General features: G+C 68.2%; 17 protein-coding genes, 1 other RNA gene and 1 pseudogene. 11 read left to right on the forward strand and 8 right to left on the reverse strand.

From position 1 onward, the window contains the following. Positions 1–8 precede the first annotated feature (8 nt). Entirely contained in the window at positions 9–1,043 is a 1,035-nt protein-coding gene (locus HS104_38930) for an FRG domain-containing protein (protein ID MBE7485936.1), read from the reverse strand. Between the two features lie 110 nt (positions 1,044–1,153). On the opposite strand from HS104_38930, the gene HS104_38935 reads away from it, so the two are divergent. Further along, entirely contained in the window at positions 1,154–3,280 is a 2,127-nt protein-coding gene (locus HS104_38935) for a DUF2075 domain-containing protein (protein MBE7485937.1), read from the forward strand. A 117-nt stretch (positions 3,281–3,397) separates the two neighbouring features. On the opposite strand, the gene HS104_38940 is transcribed toward HS104_38935, so the two are convergent. From HS104_38940 to HS104_38955, 4 genes are all read right to left on the reverse strand, one after another. Beyond that, positions 3,398–5,086 carry a hypothetical protein gene (locus tag HS104_38940; GenBank protein MBE7485938.1) on the reverse strand — a complete coding sequence of 563 codons (1,689 nt, stop codon included), beginning with the start codon at positions 5,084–5,086 and terminating at the stop codon, positions 3,398–3,400. Positions 5,087–5,098: 12 nt separating this feature from the next. Beyond that, positions 5,099–6,121, reverse strand: coding sequence for a PEGA domain-containing protein (locus HS104_38945; GenBank protein MBE7485939.1), 1,023 nt, complete (start codon positions 6,119–6,121; stop codon positions 5,099–5,101). A gap of 855 nt (positions 6,122–6,976) precedes the next feature. Next, on the reverse strand, positions 6,977–9,058 hold the full coding sequence (locus HS104_38950; GenBank protein ID MBE7485940.1) for a serine/threonine protein kinase: 2,082 nt from the start codon (positions 9,056–9,058) through the stop codon (positions 6,977–6,979). Between the two features lie 46 nt (positions 9,059–9,104). Continuing rightward, positions 9,105–10,436: a serine/threonine protein kinase gene (locus HS104_38955; GenBank protein MBE7485941.1), complete on the reverse strand. Its 1,332-nt coding sequence runs from the start codon at positions 10,434–10,436 to the stop codon at positions 9,105–9,107. Between the two features lie 91 nt (positions 10,437–10,527). Between HS104_38955 and HS104_38960 the strand changes: the two genes are divergently transcribed. Beyond that, complete coding sequence (locus HS104_38960; GenBank protein MBE7485942.1) at positions 10,528–11,076, forward strand: hypothetical protein; 549 nt, start codon at positions 10,528–10,530, stop codon at positions 11,074–11,076. A gap of 162 nt (positions 11,077–11,238) precedes the next feature. On the opposite strand, the gene HS104_38965 is transcribed toward HS104_38960, so the two are convergent. Further along, positions 11,239–11,490 carry a helix-turn-helix transcriptional regulator gene (locus tag HS104_38965; GenBank protein MBE7485943.1) on the reverse strand — a complete coding sequence of 84 codons (252 nt, stop codon included), beginning with the start codon at positions 11,488–11,490 and terminating at the stop codon, positions 11,239–11,241. Positions 11,491–11,564: 74 nt separating this feature from the next. Here HS104_38965 and HS104_38970 point away from each other — a divergent pair, with 74 nt between their 5' ends. Both HS104_38970 and HS104_38975 read left to right on the forward strand, forming a co-directional pair. Continuing rightward, entirely contained in the window at positions 11,565–11,765 is a 201-nt protein-coding gene (locus HS104_38970; protein MBE7485944.1) for a helix-turn-helix domain-containing protein, read from the forward strand. After that, positions 11,762–12,916, forward strand: coding sequence for a site-specific integrase (locus tag HS104_38975; GenBank protein MBE7485945.1), 1,155 nt, complete (start codon positions 11,762–11,764; stop codon positions 12,914–12,916). Before HS104_38970 ends, HS104_38975 begins: the two co-directional genes overlap by 4 nt. A 39-nt stretch (positions 12,917–12,955) precedes the next feature. On the opposite strand, the gene HS104_38980 is transcribed toward HS104_38975, so the two are convergent. Both HS104_38980 and ssrA read right to left on the reverse strand, forming a co-directional pair. Beyond that, complete coding sequence (locus HS104_38980) at positions 12,956–14,041, reverse strand: virulence RhuM family protein (GenBank protein ID MBE7485946.1); 1,086 nt, start codon at positions 14,039–14,041, stop codon at positions 12,956–12,958. Positions 14,042–14,295: 254 nt separating this feature from the next. Then, positions 14,296–14,642: a transfer-messenger RNA gene (gene ssrA, locus HS104_38985) on the reverse strand. 359 nt (positions 14,643–15,001) lie between these two features. Between ssrA and HS104_38990 the strand changes: the two are divergent. From HS104_38990 to HS104_39020, 7 genes and pseudogenes are all read left to right on the forward strand, one after another. After that, positions 15,002–15,421, forward strand: a pseudogene (locus tag HS104_38990) (thrombospondin type 3 repeat-containing protein). Positions 15,422–15,425: 4 nt separating this feature from the next. Then, the gene (locus HS104_38995; protein ID MBE7485947.1) at positions 15,426–16,436 is read left to right on the forward strand and encodes a hypothetical protein; all 1,011 of its coding nucleotides are present in this window, start codon (positions 15,426–15,428) and stop codon (positions 16,434–16,436) included. Beyond that, positions 16,433–16,774 carry a hypothetical protein gene (locus HS104_39000; GenBank protein ID MBE7485948.1) on the forward strand — a complete coding sequence of 114 codons (342 nt, stop codon included), beginning with the start codon at positions 16,433–16,435 and terminating at the stop codon, positions 16,772–16,774. The genes HS104_38995 and HS104_39000 overlap by 4 nt, the downstream gene beginning before the upstream one ends. Further along, complete coding sequence (locus tag HS104_39005) at positions 16,762–17,376, forward strand: hypothetical protein (GenBank protein MBE7485949.1); 615 nt, start codon at positions 16,762–16,764, stop codon at positions 17,374–17,376. The genes HS104_39000 and HS104_39005 overlap by 13 nt, the downstream gene beginning before the upstream one ends. A gap of 20 nt (positions 17,377–17,396) precedes the next feature. After that, a complete protein-coding gene (locus HS104_39010; GenBank protein ID MBE7485950.1) occupies positions 17,397–17,966 on the forward strand; it encodes a TerB family tellurite resistance protein in 570 nt (189 codons plus the stop codon). Beyond that, entirely contained in the window at positions 17,963–18,559 is a 597-nt protein-coding gene (locus tag HS104_39015; protein MBE7485951.1) for a GTPase domain-containing protein, read from the forward strand. The genes HS104_39010 and HS104_39015 overlap by 4 nt, the downstream gene beginning before the upstream one ends. Positions 18,560–18,627: 68 nt before the next feature. Continuing rightward, on the forward strand, positions 18,628–19,248 hold the full coding sequence (locus tag HS104_39020) for a hypothetical protein (GenBank protein ID MBE7485952.1): 621 nt from the start codon (positions 18,628–18,630) through the stop codon (positions 19,246–19,248). The last annotated feature ends 95 nt before the right edge of the window (positions 19,249–19,343 follow it).

Genomic DNA, 19,343 nt, shown 5'->3' on the forward strand with positions numbered 1-19,343 from the left:
CGCCAGGGTCAGGAATTCAGCAGCCTCCGGAACGCCGGGACGTAGGACGGAAGAACCAGCGGAACGCGATCGTAGAGTGTCTGCACCACGCTTGAGAATCCAGGAAAGAGCGTCGATGCCGTAACGCCATGCTCGTCGAGAAGCTGGAGTAGCTCCGGTGCTCGTCCTATCGGCAGGCAGATCTTCACGAGCCCTGGGCTGTAGTCGCGCACATCACGGAGGAGCGGGTCGCTCGCAGTCTGATGCGCTTGCGCGATGGCTTCATCCAGTGCTGGTGGCGTATATCGCATCGCGGACGATGGCCCGGTATAACGGTCGATCGTGAAGACCCCCGACTGCGCATGCACGCGCGGATTTGATGCGCTTGGCGTCTGGATCAGAGCGAAGCGCTTGGAGAAGCCGAAGAGGCGCGCATAGAACGGTTTGTTGAGGCACCAGACGGCGAGGTGAGTCGGCGGCGCAGACGGGCGAGCGCGAGTCGTCGTCGTAGAGGCACGGCCGTCGCGAGGACCGGTATTCGCTGCCTCGGTGATGGCGTCGTGCGCCGCGAAGTACGCTGCCGAGAGGGGGTTGCGGCTCCAGTCGAGCAGGCGTGTGGGAAGGCCGAAATGTTGGGCCAGTGCGAACGCTTCGAGGAGGTGATCCGGGGGCCACCACTCGCCGTCTTCGACGCTCCGGTCCATGGGTTTCCAGAGCGCCTCGTCCGCGCCGTCCAGGTCGCGGATGGCGTTTGACGTCCCCGGCACATGCAGGCCGACACGGTTCGCTTCGGAGACGAAGTCCCGTATCGCAAGTACCTCGAGACGCAGGGTGTCGCTGCGCGTGCGCGTTCGCCAAGCGTCGAATTCATCGTGGTGCGGCAGTGCTTTTCGGAAAATACTTGGAAGCAGCTCCCACCGCGCGTCGCCGTGGCCGCGGAAGTACCACGATCGTGGAGAGCTTTTCCCTTTCTTGTACCACCGCGCAGTGCCCGGCATGAGCGTGCGCAAGAACTCGACGGGGCGCTCGAAGTGATATTCCCCGATCGGCTGCGGCTTGGCCATGCGCACACGGTAGTCCACCTGCTGCTCAACGCCATTCGCTGCGGCTCCGGAGCTGTGCCCGTGGCATGCTGCCCGCGGCTCAAGGCGAACCGGAGTTCGGGAAACGCTTGATGGATACCTGCGCGGCGACCGAAACAAGCCGCGTCAGATCGAGTTCATACGGGCGCCCCACGGGTGCGGGTAGGCGGCTCGGCATCGGGCTCTACGCCTGCCTCCGATCCTGGCATGATGCCCAGGTGTCGGACCCGCTCAGCATCGGATTGGCGTCGCGCGCGTGGTACCATGACACACTCGACCGCTTCCGTGCGACGCTCCCCGATGCGATCCTCGGTCGCCTCGTTGCGAACAGCGCATTTGCTGTGCTGGAGAACCAGCGCGACGCGTGGCGCGCTGAGATCGCGTTTCTCCAAGACAGCCTGGCCGGTCTGAGCGGATCGCTCTTCCTCGAATTCAGCATCCCTCGCATGGGTAGGAGGATCGACGCCGTCCTGCTGATCGGCCCCGTCGTCTTCGTCGTCGAGTTCAAAGTAGGCGCGACGAACTTCGACGCTGCGGCGATTGATCAAGTGTGGGACTACGCGCTCGATCTCAAGAACTTCCATGGTGCGAGCCACCCACTTCCGATCGTACCGATCCTGGTCGCGACCGAGGCGTCAACCGTCTCGGTTCCGCCGCCGCGAACCGACGCCGACGGCGTCTACCGGCCAATCGCCGTCGACCGCTCCGCATTCCGCGCCGCGATCGATCTCGTGTTCGAGGGTTCGAGCGGTGAGCCCGTCGACGCGCAGCAGTGGCTCGCCGCTCCCTACCTCCCGACTCCGACGATCGTCGAGGCTGCGCGCGCACTATACGCGCAGCATTCAGTCGAAGCGATCGCCCGGCACGACGCCGGTGCGGAGAACCTGCGAGTCACCTCGCAGCACATTGAGGAACTGATTGCCGAAGCCAAAAGAGCGAAGCGCAAGGTCGTTTGCTTCGTCACCGGCGTCCCCGGCGCGGGGAAGACCCTGGTCGGCCTCAACGTCGCTACACGTCGCCGCGACGCAGACGCGGCCGCGCCAGCCGTCTATCTATCAGGCAATGGCCCCCTCGTTGCCGTCCTCCGCGCGGCGCTTACCCGTGACGAGATCGCGCGCCAGAAGGCCCTCGGCAACCAGGTGCGGAGAGGCAAAGTCGGGGAAAGCGTGAAGGCATTCATCCAGAACGTGCACCATTTCCGCGACGAAGCGATCATCGATAGCGGCCCACCCGCCGAACACGTCGCCATCTTCGACGAGGCCCAGCGCGCTTGGACGCTCAAGCAAACGGCTTACTTCATGCGCCGCAAGAAGAACCTGCCGGACTTCTCGCAGTCCGAGCCCGAGTTTCTGGTTTCGTACATGGACCGCCATGCCGACTGGTCGGTTGTCGTCTGCCTCGTCGGCGGTGGGCAGGAGATCAACATCGGTGAGGCGGGCATAGATTCGTGGCTTCAGGCTATTCAGTCCAAGTTTCCCGGCTGGCGAATGCACATTTCCTCGCGACTGACGGACGCCGAGTACGCCGCCGGTCATGCTCTCGACACCGTGCGGAGTCGGCCGGACACGTTCTTCGACGATTGCCTACACCTTTCGGTCTCGATGCGCTCCTTTCGCGCCGAAAACGTCTCTGCGTTTGTGAAGGCGCTGCTCGACCGCGACGTGCGGACCGCGGCAGCGACGTATGAACAGTTCGCCGACCGCTACCCGATCGCCATCACCCGCGACATCGAGGCTGCGAAGGCGTGGGTTCGGCGCCGTGCGCGCGGCTCTGAGCGATACGGCCTGGTCGCATCGTCAAAAGCGATGAGGCTGAAGCCGCACGCGATTGACGTGCGCGTGGATGTTGACCCGGTGCACTGGTTTCTGAACGACAAGGACGACACGCGCTCAAGCTACTATCTCGAGGATGCGGCCACGGAATTCCAGGTGCAAGGACTGGAACTGGACTGGAGTTGCGTGACGTGGGACGCAGACCTCCGATTTCATGATGACCGCTGGGGCTTCCATGACTTTCGCGGAAGCAAGTGGACGAACGTGAAGCATGCCGACAACCAGCGCTACTTGCTGAACGCTTACCGTGTCCTCCTCACCCGCGCACGCCAGGGCATGGTGATCTTTGTTCCTCCCGGCAACACCGCCGACCATACCCGCCCGCGCGAGTACTATGATGCGACGTTCGGGTATCTCGCCAAGGTAGGGTTGCCGACCGTGGCGTGACGGGATTTTAGCTCCGGGCCGCGACACGCTCGCCCACGTGGCGCCGGCCGAGTAGGAGCGCACCAAACGCACCATGTGCACTCGTTGCAGACGTGGCTCGCTCGGCATCCAGCGGATTCACTTCTGCTCGTATTCTTTGGCGCTCGCGCCGTCGCTGCCCGCGGGCGCAGGGTTCGCGCCGACTCCGCCGACCGACCCACCCGCGCTCTTCACGCCCGCGGTGCCTGCCGTGAGTGTGACCGTGCCGACCTTCGTCGGAGCGGTTCCATTCCAGACGAGCGCGTAGCTCGCGCCACCGGTTCCACCAGAGCCGGACCCGCCGTCGCCGCCAGTGCCCCCAGATGCGCCATCTCCTCCCTTGCCGACGCCGGTGGTGTTTGGCCCGCCAGTTGCTCCAGCCCCTCCGTTGCCACCGCCACCACCATTTCCCCCCTTGCCGCCGTCGCCGGCCTTCTGCGAAACCAACTCGACGTTGTCGAGCGTGGCGGAGCTCTGCCACACGAGGATCGCCACGCTCGCCCCGCCTCCTCCGCCACCGGTCGCCTTCTTGCCCCCGCAACCGCCCATGCCGCCTGCTCCGCCCGAGGCGCCGATACATGTGGGAAGACCAGTAGCCGCGCTCGCTCCGCCTCCACCGCCGCCCTGGCCCGGGAAGCCGTCGCCGGTGCCGTCGCCGCCGCTTGCTGGCGTGAAGCCGGCAGCGACAAAAGTACCGGCCGCGGGGGCCGCGGCGCCGGGCGATGCGGAATTCCCATTCGAACCCGGCTGGCCGGGGCTGCCGTTGGCCGGCGGGATACCTGACCCAGCGCCCTTGTTGTCCACGCCGGCGGGCGTGACGTTGTTGAGCGGCGTGCCCGGCGTCCCGTTGCCGCCCGCGGCAGTCTTCTTCGCATCGCCGCCGGCGCCTCCAAGAGACCCGCAAGCGCTCGCTGCTGGCCATGCGCCGCCCACCTGCGTTGCCGGTGCACTCGTGCATGTCGCCGCCGTGCCTTGCTGCGCAGAGCCAGGCGCGGCACCCGGAGCGCCGTTCGCCCCGTCTGTGCCTGGAGCGCCGTTCGCGCCTTTTCCAGCTGTGGCCTTCACGCGGCGCAGGGCGACGTTCGTGCTCGAGGCCACGAAGACCCCGAAGCTCGAGGCACCTGCTCCGCTCGCGTCTGCGGCGGTGATCTCGAGATCCTCCACTGTGAGGCTAGTCGCCACCGAGTTGATGCGCACTGCGGTGCTCGCGCCTACGAGCTTGGCCTTCGCCGTGGTCGAATAGGTCCACGCAGTACAGTCGAATCCCCCGTACAGCCCGGAGCCGTTCAGGGCGGAGAGATCGAGTGTCGTGGTGTCGGAGTACCCGGTGCCGTCGTCGCACGCATACACGCGCTTCTTTGCGCCGGCGGCGGCGCCGATGGCCTTGCTCAGGGTCTTGTAGGGCTTCGTCTTGGTGCCATCTCCCGTTGTGTCGTCGCCCTTGGGCGAGACGAAGACTCCGTACTGATCGTCGATGACGCAGGCCTCTTCGCTCGGGCTCTTCGTGGTGTCGCAGGTTCCCGAGTCGCCACCGGTGCCACCGGTGCCGCCCGTTCCACCTGTTCCCGAAGTCCCGCTGGTCCCGCCCGTTCCACCACCGCCACCGACTCCGCCCGTCGCCCCGCTTCCGCCAGTTCCGCCCCCGCCGCCGGTGCCCGCGCTGCCGCCGGTGTACGCGCCGCACGAGTCCGTGTCCTCGCACGAGCTCGACCCACATCCGGTGACGAGCGACCCGATGGCGACAGAGCTGCTCAACGCAGCGAGGCCCACGACGAAGAAGCTACGCATCTCGAATTCCCCTTAGAATCTTCCCTGAAGATGAAGCGACGTGCCGCGCGCGGTGACGCTCGGGACGATCATGGTGCCGCTGGACGAATCGGAAGAGCGCGGCCAGAGCAAAAACGTGAGCACTCCCCCCGCGGCCGCGACGCCGAAGCCCACGTAGCCGAAGGTCCGAAACTGCTTCGCGTCGTCGGAGAGCGAGGTGACTTCGGCGCACTTTTCCGCGGCGATGGTTCCGGGCCCGCACTTGTTCGTTCCCGGGATCTCGTCGAGGAGAGCGTCCTTGTCGCTCTCCTTGCCGGAGGCAGCGACGAGGAACCCAATTCCGGCGCCGAGGCCGACGATGCCCGCACCCAGCGCGATGTACGCGGGGACGGCGCTCTGCGGCTTTCCGCCGGTATCCGCCGCGGCACCCGTTGGGCCGGACTTCGAGCCGTTGCCGCCCGGCGGGGGAGTACTCGCAGGGCGAGCTGTGCCCGCCGGTCCCGCTGCAGCGTTCGCCTCGAGAGCGACGCGCACTGTCTTGCTTTCGCCTTTGGCCACCGTGAACGATCCGACATAGGTTTCGTGGCCGGCCTTCGTAACCCGGATCTTGCGCTCACCGGCCTCGACGAACGTGTCGTCGGCGATCGGCGACGTTCCGATCGTGGTTCCGTCGATCACCACCGACGCGCCGGCGGGCTGCACGTCCAGGCGCACCGTGGCGATCTCCTTCTTCGCCTTCTCGAAGCCTTCCGTCAGCCGCGCCTTCTGGTCCTGGGTCGTTCCCGCGAGCAAGTGCCGAAGCGCGAAGTCGAAGTGCTCGGCGGCGTCGCGATACTTGTTCAACGCGAGCTCGCAGGCGGCGAGGTTCGCGGCGATGTCGGGGCTCCGGTGGAGGGTCCACGCTTGCGTGTACAGGTCTCGCGCCTGGTCGAGCTTGCCACTCCCGTGCAGAGCCTTGGCCTTCTTGAAGAGCTCCGCCGCGCGGTCGAGCTCGACCGCGGTCGGCTTCGCCGGCTCCGCGTGCGTTACCGACGGTGCGGCGAGGGTCAGCGCCACGACGAGCGCGAGTCTAGTAGATCGGGCCATGCGCGCTGCTCGGTGGGGCTGAAGTGGAGGGCGCCGTAGCCGAGCTCGGCGGGCCTGCGGTGATCGGCTTCTTGATGGGGCGCGTGAGCTCCGCCGATGCCGGAGGTGAGGGGGCGCTCGACGGTGCGGCGAGCGCGGGCTGCGATTCGGTGACCGCTGGCGTCGCAGTTGCCGGCGGCACTTCGGGTGGTTGTGACGTTGCCGTCGCGGGTGGGTTGACAGCCGCCGCGATCGGCGCGGGCGTACGAAGCAGGCGCCAGCCGGCGAACAACGCGAGCGCAACGAGGGCAATGAGCGCGAGGGGCAACCAGCGCGTCGAGCTCGATGTTGGATGTGCTGCCTCGTGTTCCGCGGGGCCTTCGAGCGTTGCGCCGCCTTCGGTGGCCTTCGGCTCGGGCGGACTGGGCGCTGCCGGGGTCCCGGGAGCTCGACCGAATTGCCGGAACCACCCCGACGGTGGGCGGCGCCAGAGCTGGGGCGGAACCGTGAACTCCTCTTGCCGGAGTCTGCGTTCCTCCTCCGGCGTCGGCGGGGAAGCGGAGTCCGGATCCATCGGATCACCGACGCCACGAAGCGTGTCGCGGCGCTCGGCCGGGGCGACGTCGATGGGCACGCCGGGCGGGAGCCGCGGCTCTTTCGAGTCCGCGCTCATGAGGCCACCGCCAGAGGAACGCACCACGACCCGCACGGGCGGTGATTCGTACCGTCCATGGAGCATTCGGCCAAGTCCTGGGAGGGCTCCGAGCTCGGCGCCGGCAGGCAGCATTGACCGGCCATATCGGCAATGCGGTGAACGAGTTGCGGGGATTTTTCGAGCAACATCGGTCAGAGTCCCGATCCAGGGAGTTTTTGGGCGCCGGGGTCGCTGCGTCGGGCGGGCTTCGGTGCTGCGGGCGACGGGCCGGATGTCGTGGGCTCGGTGCGGGGCGGCGGGGACGCGGGGACCGCCGGGACCGCGGGCGGCACGGATGGGGAGGCGACCGGAGCGGGCGGAGCCGGTTCCTCGGGTGCGGCGCTGGCGGACGGCGCCGCGGGTTGCGGAGGGGAGGGGGCCGCGGTGGCCGGTGCGGTCGCTGTCGATGCTTGCGCTGGCGTCCGCGCTCGTAGAGCAACGCCGATGGCCAAGACCAGGCTGGCGGAGACAGCGGCGATCGCGATCACCAAACCCATTCGCACCGGCGGCGCGGGAGGCGCGGCGGCGACGGGCGGCGACGGTCGCGGCGTGGTGATCCCAGATGGCGTCGGCGTTTGCGCCATCCGCGGCGATGCAGGGATTGCCAGCGGCGGTGCGGGCACTGGAGGAGCGGGTGGCGGCTCCGAGTCCTGGAGTGACGCAGCGCTCAGCACGAATGCTGCGAGCTCCGAACGCGCGAGCTCCGAGTCTTCGGGTGCACCGAGCAAAAGAGCGAGGAGCGCTCCGCGCGGTGCGGGGTGCATGGCGACGGGCGTGCGCCCGAACGCCACCAAGATCGACAGGGCGAAGCTCTGCACGTCGGCATCGGCCGCGCCGAGCTTGAACAGCGCGGTCTCCGCCGCATCCGAACGATTGCGCGGGTCGAGCAGGAGCGCTGCGCCGAGCGCGACGTCGGTGTGCGAAGGGGCGGATTTGGCGCGTGCTCGCTGCGCGAGCAATGACCGCAGGCGCTCGATGAGGCGGACGCGGGACTCGGCTTGCTCGGTGCCGATGCGAGCGACTGCGGCGCGGAGCGGCGCTCGGGAGCGATCGTCGCACTCGGCCGAGGCTAGCGAAAGGTCGCGACAAATCGTCGGATCACCTGGCGCGGCTGCGACGGCGCGAAGTCCCTGCTCCACGTCGGTGGCCTCCGGAGACGCGCCGGCGAAGCGGACTGCTCCGCACATCAAGGCCGCATCGATGCCCGCGGGTTTGCGCGCGGGCGCAGGCCTGGGTTGGGCTGGAGCGCTGAACGGGACGGCGGTCTCTTCGGTGGTGGTCGCGGACGATTCCGGCTCGAGCGCGGGTGCACGCTTGGGCCGCTCGATCTTCCCTGCCGCGCGACATCGAGCGAGCGCGGACTGGAGCTCCGCGGCGAGCTCACGCATCGTTTGTTGCCGGTGCCGCGGGTCCTTGGCCAGGGCGCGTATCACCAGGCGGTCGATGTTGGCTGGCAGACCTGGCACGTGCTCCGAGAGCGGTGTTGGCGGCGCGTAGATTTGGCGCATCCCGAGCTCGATCGCGTCGGGCAGGTCGAGCGGACCGGGCCCTTCGCTCCAGCAATGCCGTCCCGCGATCATCTCGTAGAGGATGTGCCCGAGGGCATAGATGTCGGCGCGGGCGTCGGTGCGCTCGGCCTTCAGCCGCTCGGGCGGCATGTAGGCCTGAGTCCCGATCAGGCGGAAGCGGTCCGTGGTTTTGAGCGCGCCCGAGCGGCGCAGCTTGTTCGTGATCTTGCTCGTACCGAAGTCGAGCACCTTGATGGTGTCGTCTTTCAGCACGAACACGTTCTCGGGCTTGAGGTCGCGGTGGATGACCTCTTGTTCGTGCGCGGACGCGACGCCTTCGGCGACCTGAATGCCGAAGCGCAGGGCGCGTTCGACGTCGATGACCACTCCCTTGTTCAGGAGCTCTCGCAGAGACGAACCCTGGAGGAGCTCCATCGTGAACCAGACCACGCCGTCGGCGACGCCGCCGTCGGTGATCTGCACGATGTTGGGATGGCGCATCTCCGCGAGCGTTCGCGCCTCGGCTTGCATGCGCTCGGGGTGGTCGCCGGCGCGATTGTGCAGCGCCTTGAGCGCGACCTTGAGGCCCGTGAAGCTGTGCTCCGCCTCGTAGACGACGCCGACCCCGCCCGCGCTGAGCCGCCGGATGATGCGGTATCGCCCCTCGACGGTCTGGCCCGCCACGAACGGGTCGTCGCCGCTGTCGATTTCCCTCCGGGTCCCCATGGCTCGCTCGGGCTCCTGAGAATACTCCCCGCGTGGGCGCGGACAATCACCGCGTCAGCGAGGGGAGTATTCTTGCGGTGAGCGCAGCGCCCGCGATGCTCGCGGCGAGCACTGCCGCGAGCGCGGCGAACGAGCGGACGTCTACGACCCACATGCCGAGCGCCGAAACCGCGACGGCGACCAGCGCCGCGCCGACGTAAGCGACGGTGGGGTTGTCGCGCCTGGCCGCGATCGGCGTGGCGGGTGCGGGCGGTGCCTGCGCGGGGGCCTGTGCGGTACGAGTGGGCAGGCCGGCACCGTCGTGCGGGGCGGACTCCTTGTGCTCGATGACCTCGGTGCGTGTGGGCACGCGACGCGTTGGAGCCGTCGTGCTCTCGGCGTGGAGGCGCTGTTCGAGGTTCGCGTCTGGCGAAGTGTGGTCGGGATCGACTGAGGTCTGTTTGGGTGGGTTGCTGGGAGTGGTCTCGAGCCAACCGATGGGCGCAGTGAGCCGGCCGGCGATCCTCTCGAGCGCGGCGGAGAACTCGGCGGCAGTCTGGAAGCGGTCGGCTGGGTTCTTGCGGATCGCCTGGAGAATGGCCGCGTCCAGATCGTGAGGGAGCGACTGGCGCGACACGTCGGAGGGCGCTGGCGGATCGTCGCCCAGATGCGCGATGAAGAAGTCCTCTTGCTTTCGCACGTCGTCGAACGGGCCCCGCCCGCACACGAGCGTGAAGAGCACGAGGCCGGCGGCATAGATGTCGGCCCGGTGATCGATGCCCTTGCCCATCACCTGCTCGGGGCTCACGTAGCGCGGCGTGCCCACGATGGCGCCGTCGGCCGTCGGTAGCGACGGCGGCGCGGGAGCGCGGGCGTTGCGGCCGGACAGGACTTTCGCGATGCCGAAGTCGAGGAGCTTCGCCACTCGCTGGCCGGACGCGGTCTGGTGCAGGAAGACGTTGTCGAGCTTGATGTCCCGGTGGACCAGGCCGAGCTCGTGGGCGGCGGCGAGCCCGGCCAGGATCTGCCGGACTACGTCGATGGCCTCGTTCACCGGGAAGGCGCCGCGGCTCCGGAACTCCTCCCCGAGCGTCCGTCCGTCGAGCTGTTCCATCACGTAGAACGGGCGGCCGTCCGCCGTCCGCGCGAAGTCGGTGACGCTCACGATGTTCGGGTGGGAGAGCGCCGCGAGCGCCTGCGCTTCGACGCGCATTCGATCGGCGATGGCCGTGTCGTGGGCGAGCTCGGCGCGCAGCACCTTCGCGACCATGAGCCGGCCGACGATCTCGTGCTCGACCTCGTAGACCTCCCCCATCCCGCCGGCCCCGAGCTGGCGCAGCGCGCGATACTGGGTCCCTCGAAAAGGGTCCGCGGTACTCGGACCGTGAGCTTGCGCCATTCGCCTCACAGCCTATCCGACCTCGGCCAGGGTGTTCACCTTAGCCGGGTGCATCGCAGTGAGCCGCGGATGCGGCTCCGGAAGTGCACGCATGAGCACCCATCGGCTCGCCGCCGCGCTGGTTGATGAAATTCTTGCGAGCCTGCGCAACTCCTTCAGTCTTGTGCCCGATGCCTGGAGTGCCATGACGAGCGAGATCACGGGGGGCCGGGCGAAGCGCTACGCCCTTTTCTGGTGCACCACACCCGATGGTGACGAGGACTGGTTCGTGGTGGCACCCTCCGCTCGCGCCGCGCGTGCCTTCCACGAGAGAGCGGAGGGATACGACCGGGGAAGCGCAGCGGCGGAGCGAGTCGTCGCGCTGCCGCCGGCGTTGGTCGAGGCTGGCGGGTGGTCCGATCCAGAAACGGGCGAGCGGTCGTCCGGCGCGGGCTGGCCCAGCGACGCCGTGCTCAGGGCTTGCGGAGGGGAAGTAGCGCCGCTGGAAGATGACGAGCTACGCGGCGCCCTCGGCGTCGTCTGCAAGCTTGTGCGGTTCGGCGCTCGGGTCTTTCGGCCCGGAGACATCGTCTCGAACCGCGAGCGCCGGAGTGCCGGGGCACGGCGTCCGCGTCTCGGCGTGTTTCGAGGCGGTGGTTGATCCAAGGCGGGACCGAGAAGGCAGATGCCTGTGGATGTGCCGCGGCTGGGGACGAGCCGTCGCTGGGCGGCGCGGTGCGGCTCGCTCGCCCCCAGCCGCTTGGACAAGCCTTCGGCTTGCCCACACACCCACAGGCCCGACGACGACGACGGATGAACTCGATCAATCCCCTTCGGACTGGCGCTTCACCCATTCGCCTGCGGGAATGGCGCCGCGCGTGATGCGCTCGATCTCTACCGCGAGATCTAGGCTGGGTTTGCGAGCGCCGCGGCACAGCATGTCGAGGTAGTTGCGGTTGACGCCGAGCTTCGTGGCGAAGGCTTCGCGTGTCGTGCCGGCCGCGTCGATCCAGCGTGAGAGCTTCGTCTCACGTTTCCGCGGCCTGCCGCGGGAGCGCTTTGCGGGTGCAGGCACGCGCTCAGTTTTCGTGGTCGAAGACGAGCAGTCAACGCTTGCGTTTAAAGTCTAACAGATTTATATTACCGGCTATGGATGTCGGTCCCGCTTTTGATGCTCTGCCCCCCGTTCTCACCGTCGAAGAAGTCGCCGACCTCATGCGGGTCGACCGGAAGACGGCGTACGCCGCGATCGCCGATGGCGGAGTCCCCGGTGTCCGGCGGCTCGGCCGCTGCATTCGGGTTTCCCGCGACGTCTTCCTGCGCTGGCTCGCCGAGGGTGAGGGCCGATGAGCATTCGGCGCCGGAAGTGGGTCGACCGGCAGGGCGTCGCGCACGAGGCATGGTCGATCGACGTGCAGGCGGTCGGAAAGGACGGCAGGCTCCGCCGCGTCCAGCGCGTGGCTCCGGTGCAGAATCGCCGGGCGGCGGAGCGGCTCGAGCACGACGTGCGGAACGAGCTCCTGGAGGCGGACGACCGCGTAGCCAGCGAGTCGGTGGAGTCGCCGACTCTCAGGGAGTTCGCCGAGCGGTTCTTGGGGACGTATGCGGTCACCAACAACAAGCCCAGCGAGGTCGAGTCGAAGAGGATGATCCTGCGTGTCCACCTGGTTCCCGAGCTCGGGGAGCTGCGGCTCGACCGCATCGGACCGCCGGAGATCGAGGTGTACAAGGCCAAGAAGGTGAACGCGAAGCTCTCGCGCAAGACGATCAACAACCACCTGACCGTGCTGCGGAAGCTGCTCGCGACCGCCGTGGAGTGGCGCGAGCTGGCCGTCTTGCCCGCGATCAAATGGATGAAGCCACCGCCGCCGGATTTCGACTTCCTGACCTTCGAGGACGCCGACCGGCTGATTGCCGCGGCGGACCCGGGCTGGCGGACCATGATCCTGGTCGCGTGCCGGACGGGGCTTCGTCTCGGCGAGCTTCTGGCGTTGCGCTGGGTGGACGTCGATGTGGACAGCGGGCGGCTGGTTGTCCGGCGAGCGGTCTCACGGGGCGTCGTCGGCACGCCGAAGAACGGTCGGACTCGTGAGGTGGGGCTGAGCAAGCAGGCGGCAGGCGCACTGCGCGAGCATCCACGCCGAGGTCCGCTGGTGTTCTCGGCGACCGGCGGGTCGATGCTGACGAAGGGCGCAACGAAGTGGCCGCTCTGGAGCGCCGCGAAGGCGGCGGGGATTCGGCGGATCGGATGGCATGTGCTGAGGCACACGTTCGCGAGCCACCTGGTGATGCGCGGTGCGCCGATCAAGACCGTGCAGGAGCTGATGGGTCACAGCACGATCGAGATGACGATGCGCTACGCGCACCTGAGCCCGGATGCGCGGAGGGAGGCGGTCGAGTTGTTGGACGTCCGGGAAGCGGTCCGGCTGTGCTGGATCACCGCCACGGGAAGGGTGGTTCGGTGGGCCGAGAGGCGGCCCGATGCGGCGCAGGCCGCCTAGCGCCCGCGGCCTCCTCGACGACGGATTCGCTGAAGGCGCTCATGACTTCTTGCGTTCCCTGCTAGTGCGAGGTTTTTCGGGCTTCTTCTTCTCTTCGAGTTGCCTGGTTTCGGCGACGACGCGGTCGAAGTCGCTCTCGAACAGTCGGTCCTGCACGATGCGGTACTTCTCGAACTCGCTCTCCGCGTGGGCTCTGGCGATCTCTGCGGTCACCTTGCCAGCGTCCGAGAGCACCTCGCGATCGGTCACGGCGAGGAAGCGGTTCAGCCGCGTCTCCCAGTCTTGCATGGTCATGGGAATTCTGCGGAGCGCCATATCCTCGGCGACGTCCAGGTAGGCGTTCACCAATCGCGAGAGCTGCAAGAGCTCGTGCTCGGTCAGGTAGTTCTTGGCCACGACCACATCGAACTTCTGGATCTTCCCCAAGGGCGCGTCGGCCCAAGAGTTGAGGCCCATGTGCTCCTTGGCCGCATCGGCGCGATCGTAGATGACCTCTGCGGCGGTCTGCCCGTGGATGGCCCAGTGCAGCTTGTTCTGCACCGTGGCGAAGAAGCGCTTGGTAGCCTGCGCCGTCACGTCGTAGTCGACGGCCGTGGCGTAGATGTCGGTGATCTTCTGGTAGAACTTGCGCTCCGACAGCCGAATCTCACGGACCCGTTGGAGCTGTTCTTCAAAGTACCGCTCGCTCAGGATGGAGCCGCCGCGCTCGAGGCGCTCGTCGTCCATCGCGAAGCCCTTGATGGTGAACTCCTCGACGACGCGCGTCGCCCACTTGCGGAACTGCACAGCGCGCTCGGAGTTGACCTTGTACCCGACGGCGATGATGGCCGAGAGGTTGTAGTGCTTGGTGTCGTAAGTCTTGCCGTCGGCGGCAGTTATTCGAAAAGTTCGAATAACTGAGTCCTCTTCCAACTCGCTGTCCTCGAACACCTTTTTCAGGTGGTAGTTGATGGTCGGGATCTCCACGTCGTAGAGCTGCGCCATCATCTTCTGGCTGAGCCACACGTTCTCGTCGGCGTACGCCGCTTCGACACCGCCCCCGCCGCTGGCCGCCACGAAGGTCAGGTACTCAGCCGCCGAGGAACGAACGATGGAGGCGGAGGGCGGGGACTTCTTGCGCGTCACGCGGCGCCCTCGTCTGCTTCCTCGTGCACGGCGTCATCTTACCGCACGCGGTCTTGGCACGACGCCTTGGGTCCGCCATGACCCGGGTCCCCGGCACGGCGGTTGGCCAAGGGGGACTTTCAAACAGTCCCCCTGCTGCAAGCGCCGTGCGGGGGGCCCGAGGAACGGACTTCACCGGACGGCGGGCTCACGCAACACCAGCGCAACACGACGCTTGGCGATGCGCCGATCGCGCATCAACCAAGCTCGTTCTGTTGTGGAGGCGCCGGGAATCGAACCCGGGTCCGCGAGGCGTCCAGCTGACCTTCGTTCACGTGCGTAGTCCCAATTGACCCCGGGACCGGGCTTCGTGGATTCGGCCACGACCTATCCTTCACTTTTTCTCGGTCACCCTATCGAAGGCACCCTCGGGTGACCCAGCCCTAGTACTGACGCCCTTCCGCTAGCAGGACTATCTCACGGTTGGACGGCTTCACGGTTTTTCAGGCCGCGAGAGCGATTGCGTTGTCGTTCGCAATTAGCACGGCTCGGTTTTGAACTGGGCCGAGTGCCAGCACACGCAGATCAACCTTCTGTCCCCACGTCGAAACCGATCGCCCCCGAATGGTGGTGGGGGTGTGGGTTGCCCGGCAAGCTAGCCGCCCGGCCGGAAAGGTCAAGGGAGGCCGCTTCACGGCGCCGCGCGGGTCCGCTAGTTCAAGGGCCATGCGCCTGGGATTCCTCTTCGCTCTCGGTTGCCTCGCAGCTTGCGGCGGGGCGTCGCCGTCGCCGTCGCCGTCGCCGGTGACTGGGGCTCGGTCGTCCAATGCGGACTCGGAGCCGGGTGTCGCGGTAGCCGGGGAGCCTCAGGGCAATCTCGTGGCTGCGGGCGGCGAGAGCTCGAGCGGCGGCGGCGGGGGAGGCGGGAGCGGCGGCTGCGCGAACCCGCAGGAGGACTACGACGGTTTCATGGACGACGACGGCTGCGCCGATCCCGACAACGACCAGGATGGCGTGCTGGACGTGAACGACATGTGCCCGAACGTGCCGGAGGACCGGGACGGCGATCAGGACGAGGACGGGTGTCCCGAGGGTGGGGGTGGGGATCGCGATGGGGATGGCATCCTCGACACGACCGACAAGTGCCCGGACGATCCGGAGGACCGGGACGGGTTCGAGGACGCGGATGGGTGCCCCGATCCCGACAACGACCGAGACGGGGTGCTCGACGCGAGCGACATGTGCCCGAACGACCCCGAAGACAAAGACGGGTTCGAGGACGCGGATGGCTGTCCGGATCCGGACAACGACAAGGATCGGATCCTGGACGTGTCGGACAAGTGCCCGAACCAGCCCGAGACGTACAACGGCAAGCAGGACGACGACGGCTGCCCGGACAAGTGAGATGACCTCGACCAAACGTAGTGGGCCGCTCGCGACCGTCGCGAAGATCGCCTTCGCGGCGCCGTTCCTGGTGGGCGGGGCGGTGGCGTTCGTGGCGGGGCTGCGCGACGTTCTGGGCGGAAACCTTCGTTCCTGGTTCGCGTTCCCGTTCGGGGCGCTGTTCTTCGGCGCGGGGGCGTTCGTGGTGCGACAGGCGCTTCAGGGCACGCGCTCCGCGGAGGCCGTGGCCGCGGAGAAGAGCGCGGCGCCGGCGGCCGCGGCGGCGGCGGCGGCGGCGTCCGACGTCATGCCCGTCGTGAAGGTGGCGGCCGACTACCGCAGCCCCGCGGGAACCGCGCGAAGCGCGCGCGAGGTGTACGGGGCCGCGTTGGGCGCGCTGCCCGTGCAGAAGCTCGAGCTGCGCCCGGGGCAGGTGCTCGCGGCCGAAGTCTCGTTCCACGCCCCGCAGGGCAGCTTCGTGGAGATCTTCGTGGCGCTGCTCTGGAACGGGTTCGTGTGGCCGTTCCTCTTCGTGGCGGTGGGTGCGCGCAGCATCCTGGGGTCGCTGGTCTCTGTCTTGTTCTGCGGCGTGGGCCTGTTCATCCTCGTGGCGACGGTACGGAAGATCTTGGGGCGGCAGCGGCTGCCGCGGGTGGAGGTGAGCGCGGAGCCGGCGTACCTGGGCGACGAGCTCCGGCTGCACGTGGATCAGATGGGACCGGCGCGCATCACGCGCTACGTGGTGGGCGTTCGCTGCGAGGAGATCGTGAAGTACACCGTCGGGACGAACACCCGCACCGAACGGCACGAGGTCTGGGACACCACGCTCTTCGACGAGCCAGGCACCCACGTGCGGCTCGGAGAGCACTGGACCCACGATCTTCGGGTGCAGTTGCCGGCGGAGGCGCCGGCGTCGTTCGAGTCGGCGAACAACCAGGTGCTCTGGACGGTGCGGGTTCACGCCGAGATCGCCGGTTGGCCCGACTACGACGAGGGGTTCGCCTTCCGAGCCCTGCCGAGGCCTGCGGCATGAGCATCGAGATCCAGCTCGAGCGGAGCGAGCACGAGCCCGGCGGCGTGGTGCGCGGCAAGGTGGTGTCGACCCCGCCGGTCGGCCAGGAGGACCGCAAGGTCGAGCTGAGCGTGTTGTGGCAGACGGAGGGCAAAGGCGACACCGACCTGGGCGTACCCCTCCACCGCGAGCTCGAGCGGCCCGGCACCCACGACTTCGAGGTCAGGCTGCCGCTCCTGCCGGTCAGCTACTCCGGCACCCTGCTGAAGATCCGCTGGCTGGTGCGCGTGCGTCGCCATGCCCCGTTCGCCGACGACGAGGTCGAGGAGAAGGAGTTCGTCGTCAGGTGGCCGGGGTGAGCCTCACGGGTGCGGCGCACAATCCGTTCGCGGCGGCGCGCTTCGCGCCGGGCGCGCTGCCGTGGCTCGGCGACGACGTGGACGGGATGCTTGCGCGCGTCTGCGTGTCCGGCTCGCGCCATCAGATCCTGGGTCCCCGCGGCAGCGGCAAGAGCACGCTCCTCTGCGAGCTCGAGCGTCGCGCGCGGCGGGCGGGCTGGCGCGTGGCGCGCGTGCGTGGCTCGCGCGGGCTCGCAGGGCTGGAAGGTGGCGAGCTCTGGCTGGTGGACGAGTACGAGGAGCTGTCGCGCTGGGAACGGTGGTGGGTGGCGCAGCGGCCTCGGCTGCCGGCGAGCGGCGGGCGGGCGGCGCTGGTGGTGACGGCGCATCGCGACGCGGGCTTTCCGACGCTGTGCGAGCGAGCAGTCAGCGCGGAGGTCGCTCGGGGGGTGGTGGAGCGGCTCCTGGCGGGGCAGGGGGACTTTGCCGCTCCGTCGGAGGCCGACCTCGCTCTGGCGCTATGGCGCCACTCGGGCAACTTGCGCGAGGTCTTGTTCGAGCTCTACGACCAGGTGGAGCGGATTGCCGCGGGCAGAAGGCCCGCCGTTGATGCTGGGGGGTAGCCGTGGCATTGAGGAGGGCGATGAGCCTTCCGACAGTGGACTTGAGTCAGTTCGGCGCCGACCGCGTGCGTGCTGCGGTTCAAGCGGCGGTCGAGCACGCCTCCGCGGGAGCCTTGCCCAGCAAGGCCTTGCTCCACCACGGCGCCGAGGCGACGCTGCGGAGCGAGGACCCGGAAGCGAGCACGTACTTCGTCTCCATCCTGGAGCTGGCGTACCTGGTGGCGTCGGCGGACGGGCTCGCGGACGAGGAGCGCCACACGCTCGCCGACTTGCTGGAGCGCCTCACCGGCAAGGCCGTCGAGCACGAAGCGCTCGACCTGCACTTCCGGGATCTGGCCGAGGCCGTCGAGATGCTGGGCCGTCGCGAGCGACTGCGACGCGCCGCGGAGGACTTCGGCGACTCGACTCGCCAGCACGAGGCGCTGGGCTTCGCGGCCGTGGTGGCGCTGGCGGACGGCAGGCTGGCCGAGCCGGAGAACGCCGCCCTGTCGGAGCTCGGCGGGCACTTCGGGTTCTCACCCGACGAGACCGCGAACGTGGTGGGAGCCATCGTGGAGCGCGTGCGCGCCGAGCTCGGAGCCAAGTCATGAGCTTCATCAACCACATGACCAAGGAGATCAACTGCAAGGTCGTGTATTACGGCCCGGGTCTCTGCGGGAAGACGGCGAACCTCCAGTACATCTTCGAGAAGACGAATCCTGCCAGCAAGGGCAAGATGATCTCGCTCGCCACCGAGACCGAGCGCACGCTCTTCTTCGACTTCATGCCCATCGATCTGGGCACGGTGCGCGGCTTCAAGATTCGGTTCCACCTCTACACGGTGCCGGGCCAGGTGTTCTACGACGCCAGCCGGAAGCTCATCCTGAAGGGCGCGGACGGCGTGATCTTCGTGGCCGATTCCCAGGCCGAGCGGCTCGAGGCGAACCAGGAGAGCCTGGACAACCTGCACCACAACCTGGCCGAGTACGGCCTGCGCACGGACACGGTTCCCTACATCGTGCAGTACAACAAGCGCGACCTGCCCAACGCGGTCGAGCTCGAGGAGCTGCGGCGCCTCTTGAACCCGACCAGCGTCCCGGACTTCGAGGCCTGCGCCCGAACGGGCATGGGAGTTTTCGAGACGCTCAAGGGCGTGTCGCGCGGCATCTTGGGCAAGCTGGCCGGGCAGACCGGCGCCAGCTGAGTCCCTCCCTCCCTCCCTCCCGCTCGGCGGGCCGCTCGTGTTAGGCTCGCTGGCCGGGCGGTGCTGACATGAAAAGGAACAAGGCAGTTCTCGCGTTGGCGGTCGTGACTTTGAGCGCCTGGCTGTCGCCGGCCTGCGGCGGCGAGTCCGAGAGCGAAGAGAAGAAGACGGTGACCGGTGGCGCGGGCGGCGCGGGCGGCGCGGGCGGCGGCATCATCGGCGGCGCGGGTGGCAGCGACGGCGGTGGCACCGGTGGCAGCGGCGGTAGCGCCGAGGGCGGCAAGTGTGTGGCCGCGGACTGCCCCGGCTTCGGCAACTTCGTGCAAGGCTGCTGCCTGCCGAACGACGAGTGCGGCTACGACGGCAGTGCGCTCGGGATGGGCTGCGTCTCGCAGGACGACATCGGCAAGCTGCTCGAGGGCGGGCTCGACGTGAACGTCCCGCCGGACGCCTCCGATCCCAACTGCGACGACTACCAGGTCGGCGGCTTCAAGCTCGAGGGTTGCTGTCCGTCCACGGGCTTCTGCGGCGTGTACGCGCCGATCATCAACCAGTGCTACGACTGGAACGCCTTGCCGAGCCAGGTGCCGAAGCCCGACAACATCGTGCCGAAGCCCTGCGGCCCAGGCGCCGGCGACGCGGCCACCGACGTCTCCGCTGAAGCGGCGACGGATGCCGGCGCGGGTTGAGCGGGCCCCCCGCTGACTGCGCCGCTCGGCGGCAGAATTTCCGGAGTCGGACCGCGGCGCGGCGGGGCGGGGTGCGTGGCGCGGCGAGCGGGGCG

The sequence above is a fragment of the Polyangiaceae bacterium genome (assembly GCA_015075635.1).
Taxonomy (GTDB): Bacteria; Myxococcota_A; Polyangia; order Polyangiales; family Polyangiaceae; genus JADJKB01.

Excerpts from the sequence above, each read along its gene's own strand:
- HS104_38930 (MBE7485936.1), bottom strand. The coding sequence starts at position 1,043 with ATGGCCAAGCCGCAGCCGATCGGGGAATATCACTTCGAGCGCCCCGTC.
- HS104_38935 (MBE7485937.1), top strand. The coding sequence starts at position 1,154 with ATGGATACCTGCGCGGCGACCGAAACAAGCCGCGTCAGATCGAGTTCA.
- HS104_38940 (MBE7485938.1), bottom strand. The coding sequence starts at position 5,086 with ATGCGTAGCTTCTTCGTCGTGGGCCTCGCTGCGTTGAGCAGCTCTGTC.
- HS104_38950 (MBE7485940.1), bottom strand. The coding sequence starts at position 9,058 with ATGGGGACCCGGAGGGAAATCGACAGCGGCGACGACCCGTTCGTGGCG.
- HS104_38955 (MBE7485941.1), bottom strand. The coding sequence starts at position 10,436 with ATGGCGCAAGCTCACGGTCCGAGTACCGCGGACCCTTTTCGAGGGACC.
- HS104_38960 (MBE7485942.1), top strand. The coding sequence starts at position 10,528 with ATGAGCACCCATCGGCTCGCCGCCGCGCTGGTTGATGAAATTCTTGCG.
- HS104_38970 (MBE7485944.1), top strand. The coding sequence starts at position 11,565 with ATGGATGTCGGTCCCGCTTTTGATGCTCTGCCCCCCGTTCTCACCGTC.
- HS104_38975 (MBE7485945.1), top strand. The coding sequence starts at position 11,762 with ATGAGCATTCGGCGCCGGAAGTGGGTCGACCGGCAGGGCGTCGCGCAC.
- HS104_38995 (MBE7485947.1), top strand. The coding sequence starts at position 15,426 with ATGACCTCGACCAAACGTAGTGGGCCGCTCGCGACCGTCGCGAAGATC.
- HS104_39000 (MBE7485948.1), top strand. The coding sequence starts at position 16,433 with ATGAGCATCGAGATCCAGCTCGAGCGGAGCGAGCACGAGCCCGGCGGC.
- HS104_39010 (MBE7485950.1), top strand. The coding sequence starts at position 17,397 with ATGAGCCTTCCGACAGTGGACTTGAGTCAGTTCGGCGCCGACCGCGTG.
- HS104_39015 (MBE7485951.1), top strand. The coding sequence starts at position 17,963 with ATGAGCTTCATCAACCACATGACCAAGGAGATCAACTGCAAGGTCGTG.
- HS104_39020 (MBE7485952.1), top strand. The coding sequence starts at position 18,628 with ATGAAAAGGAACAAGGCAGTTCTCGCGTTGGCGGTCGTGACTTTGAGC.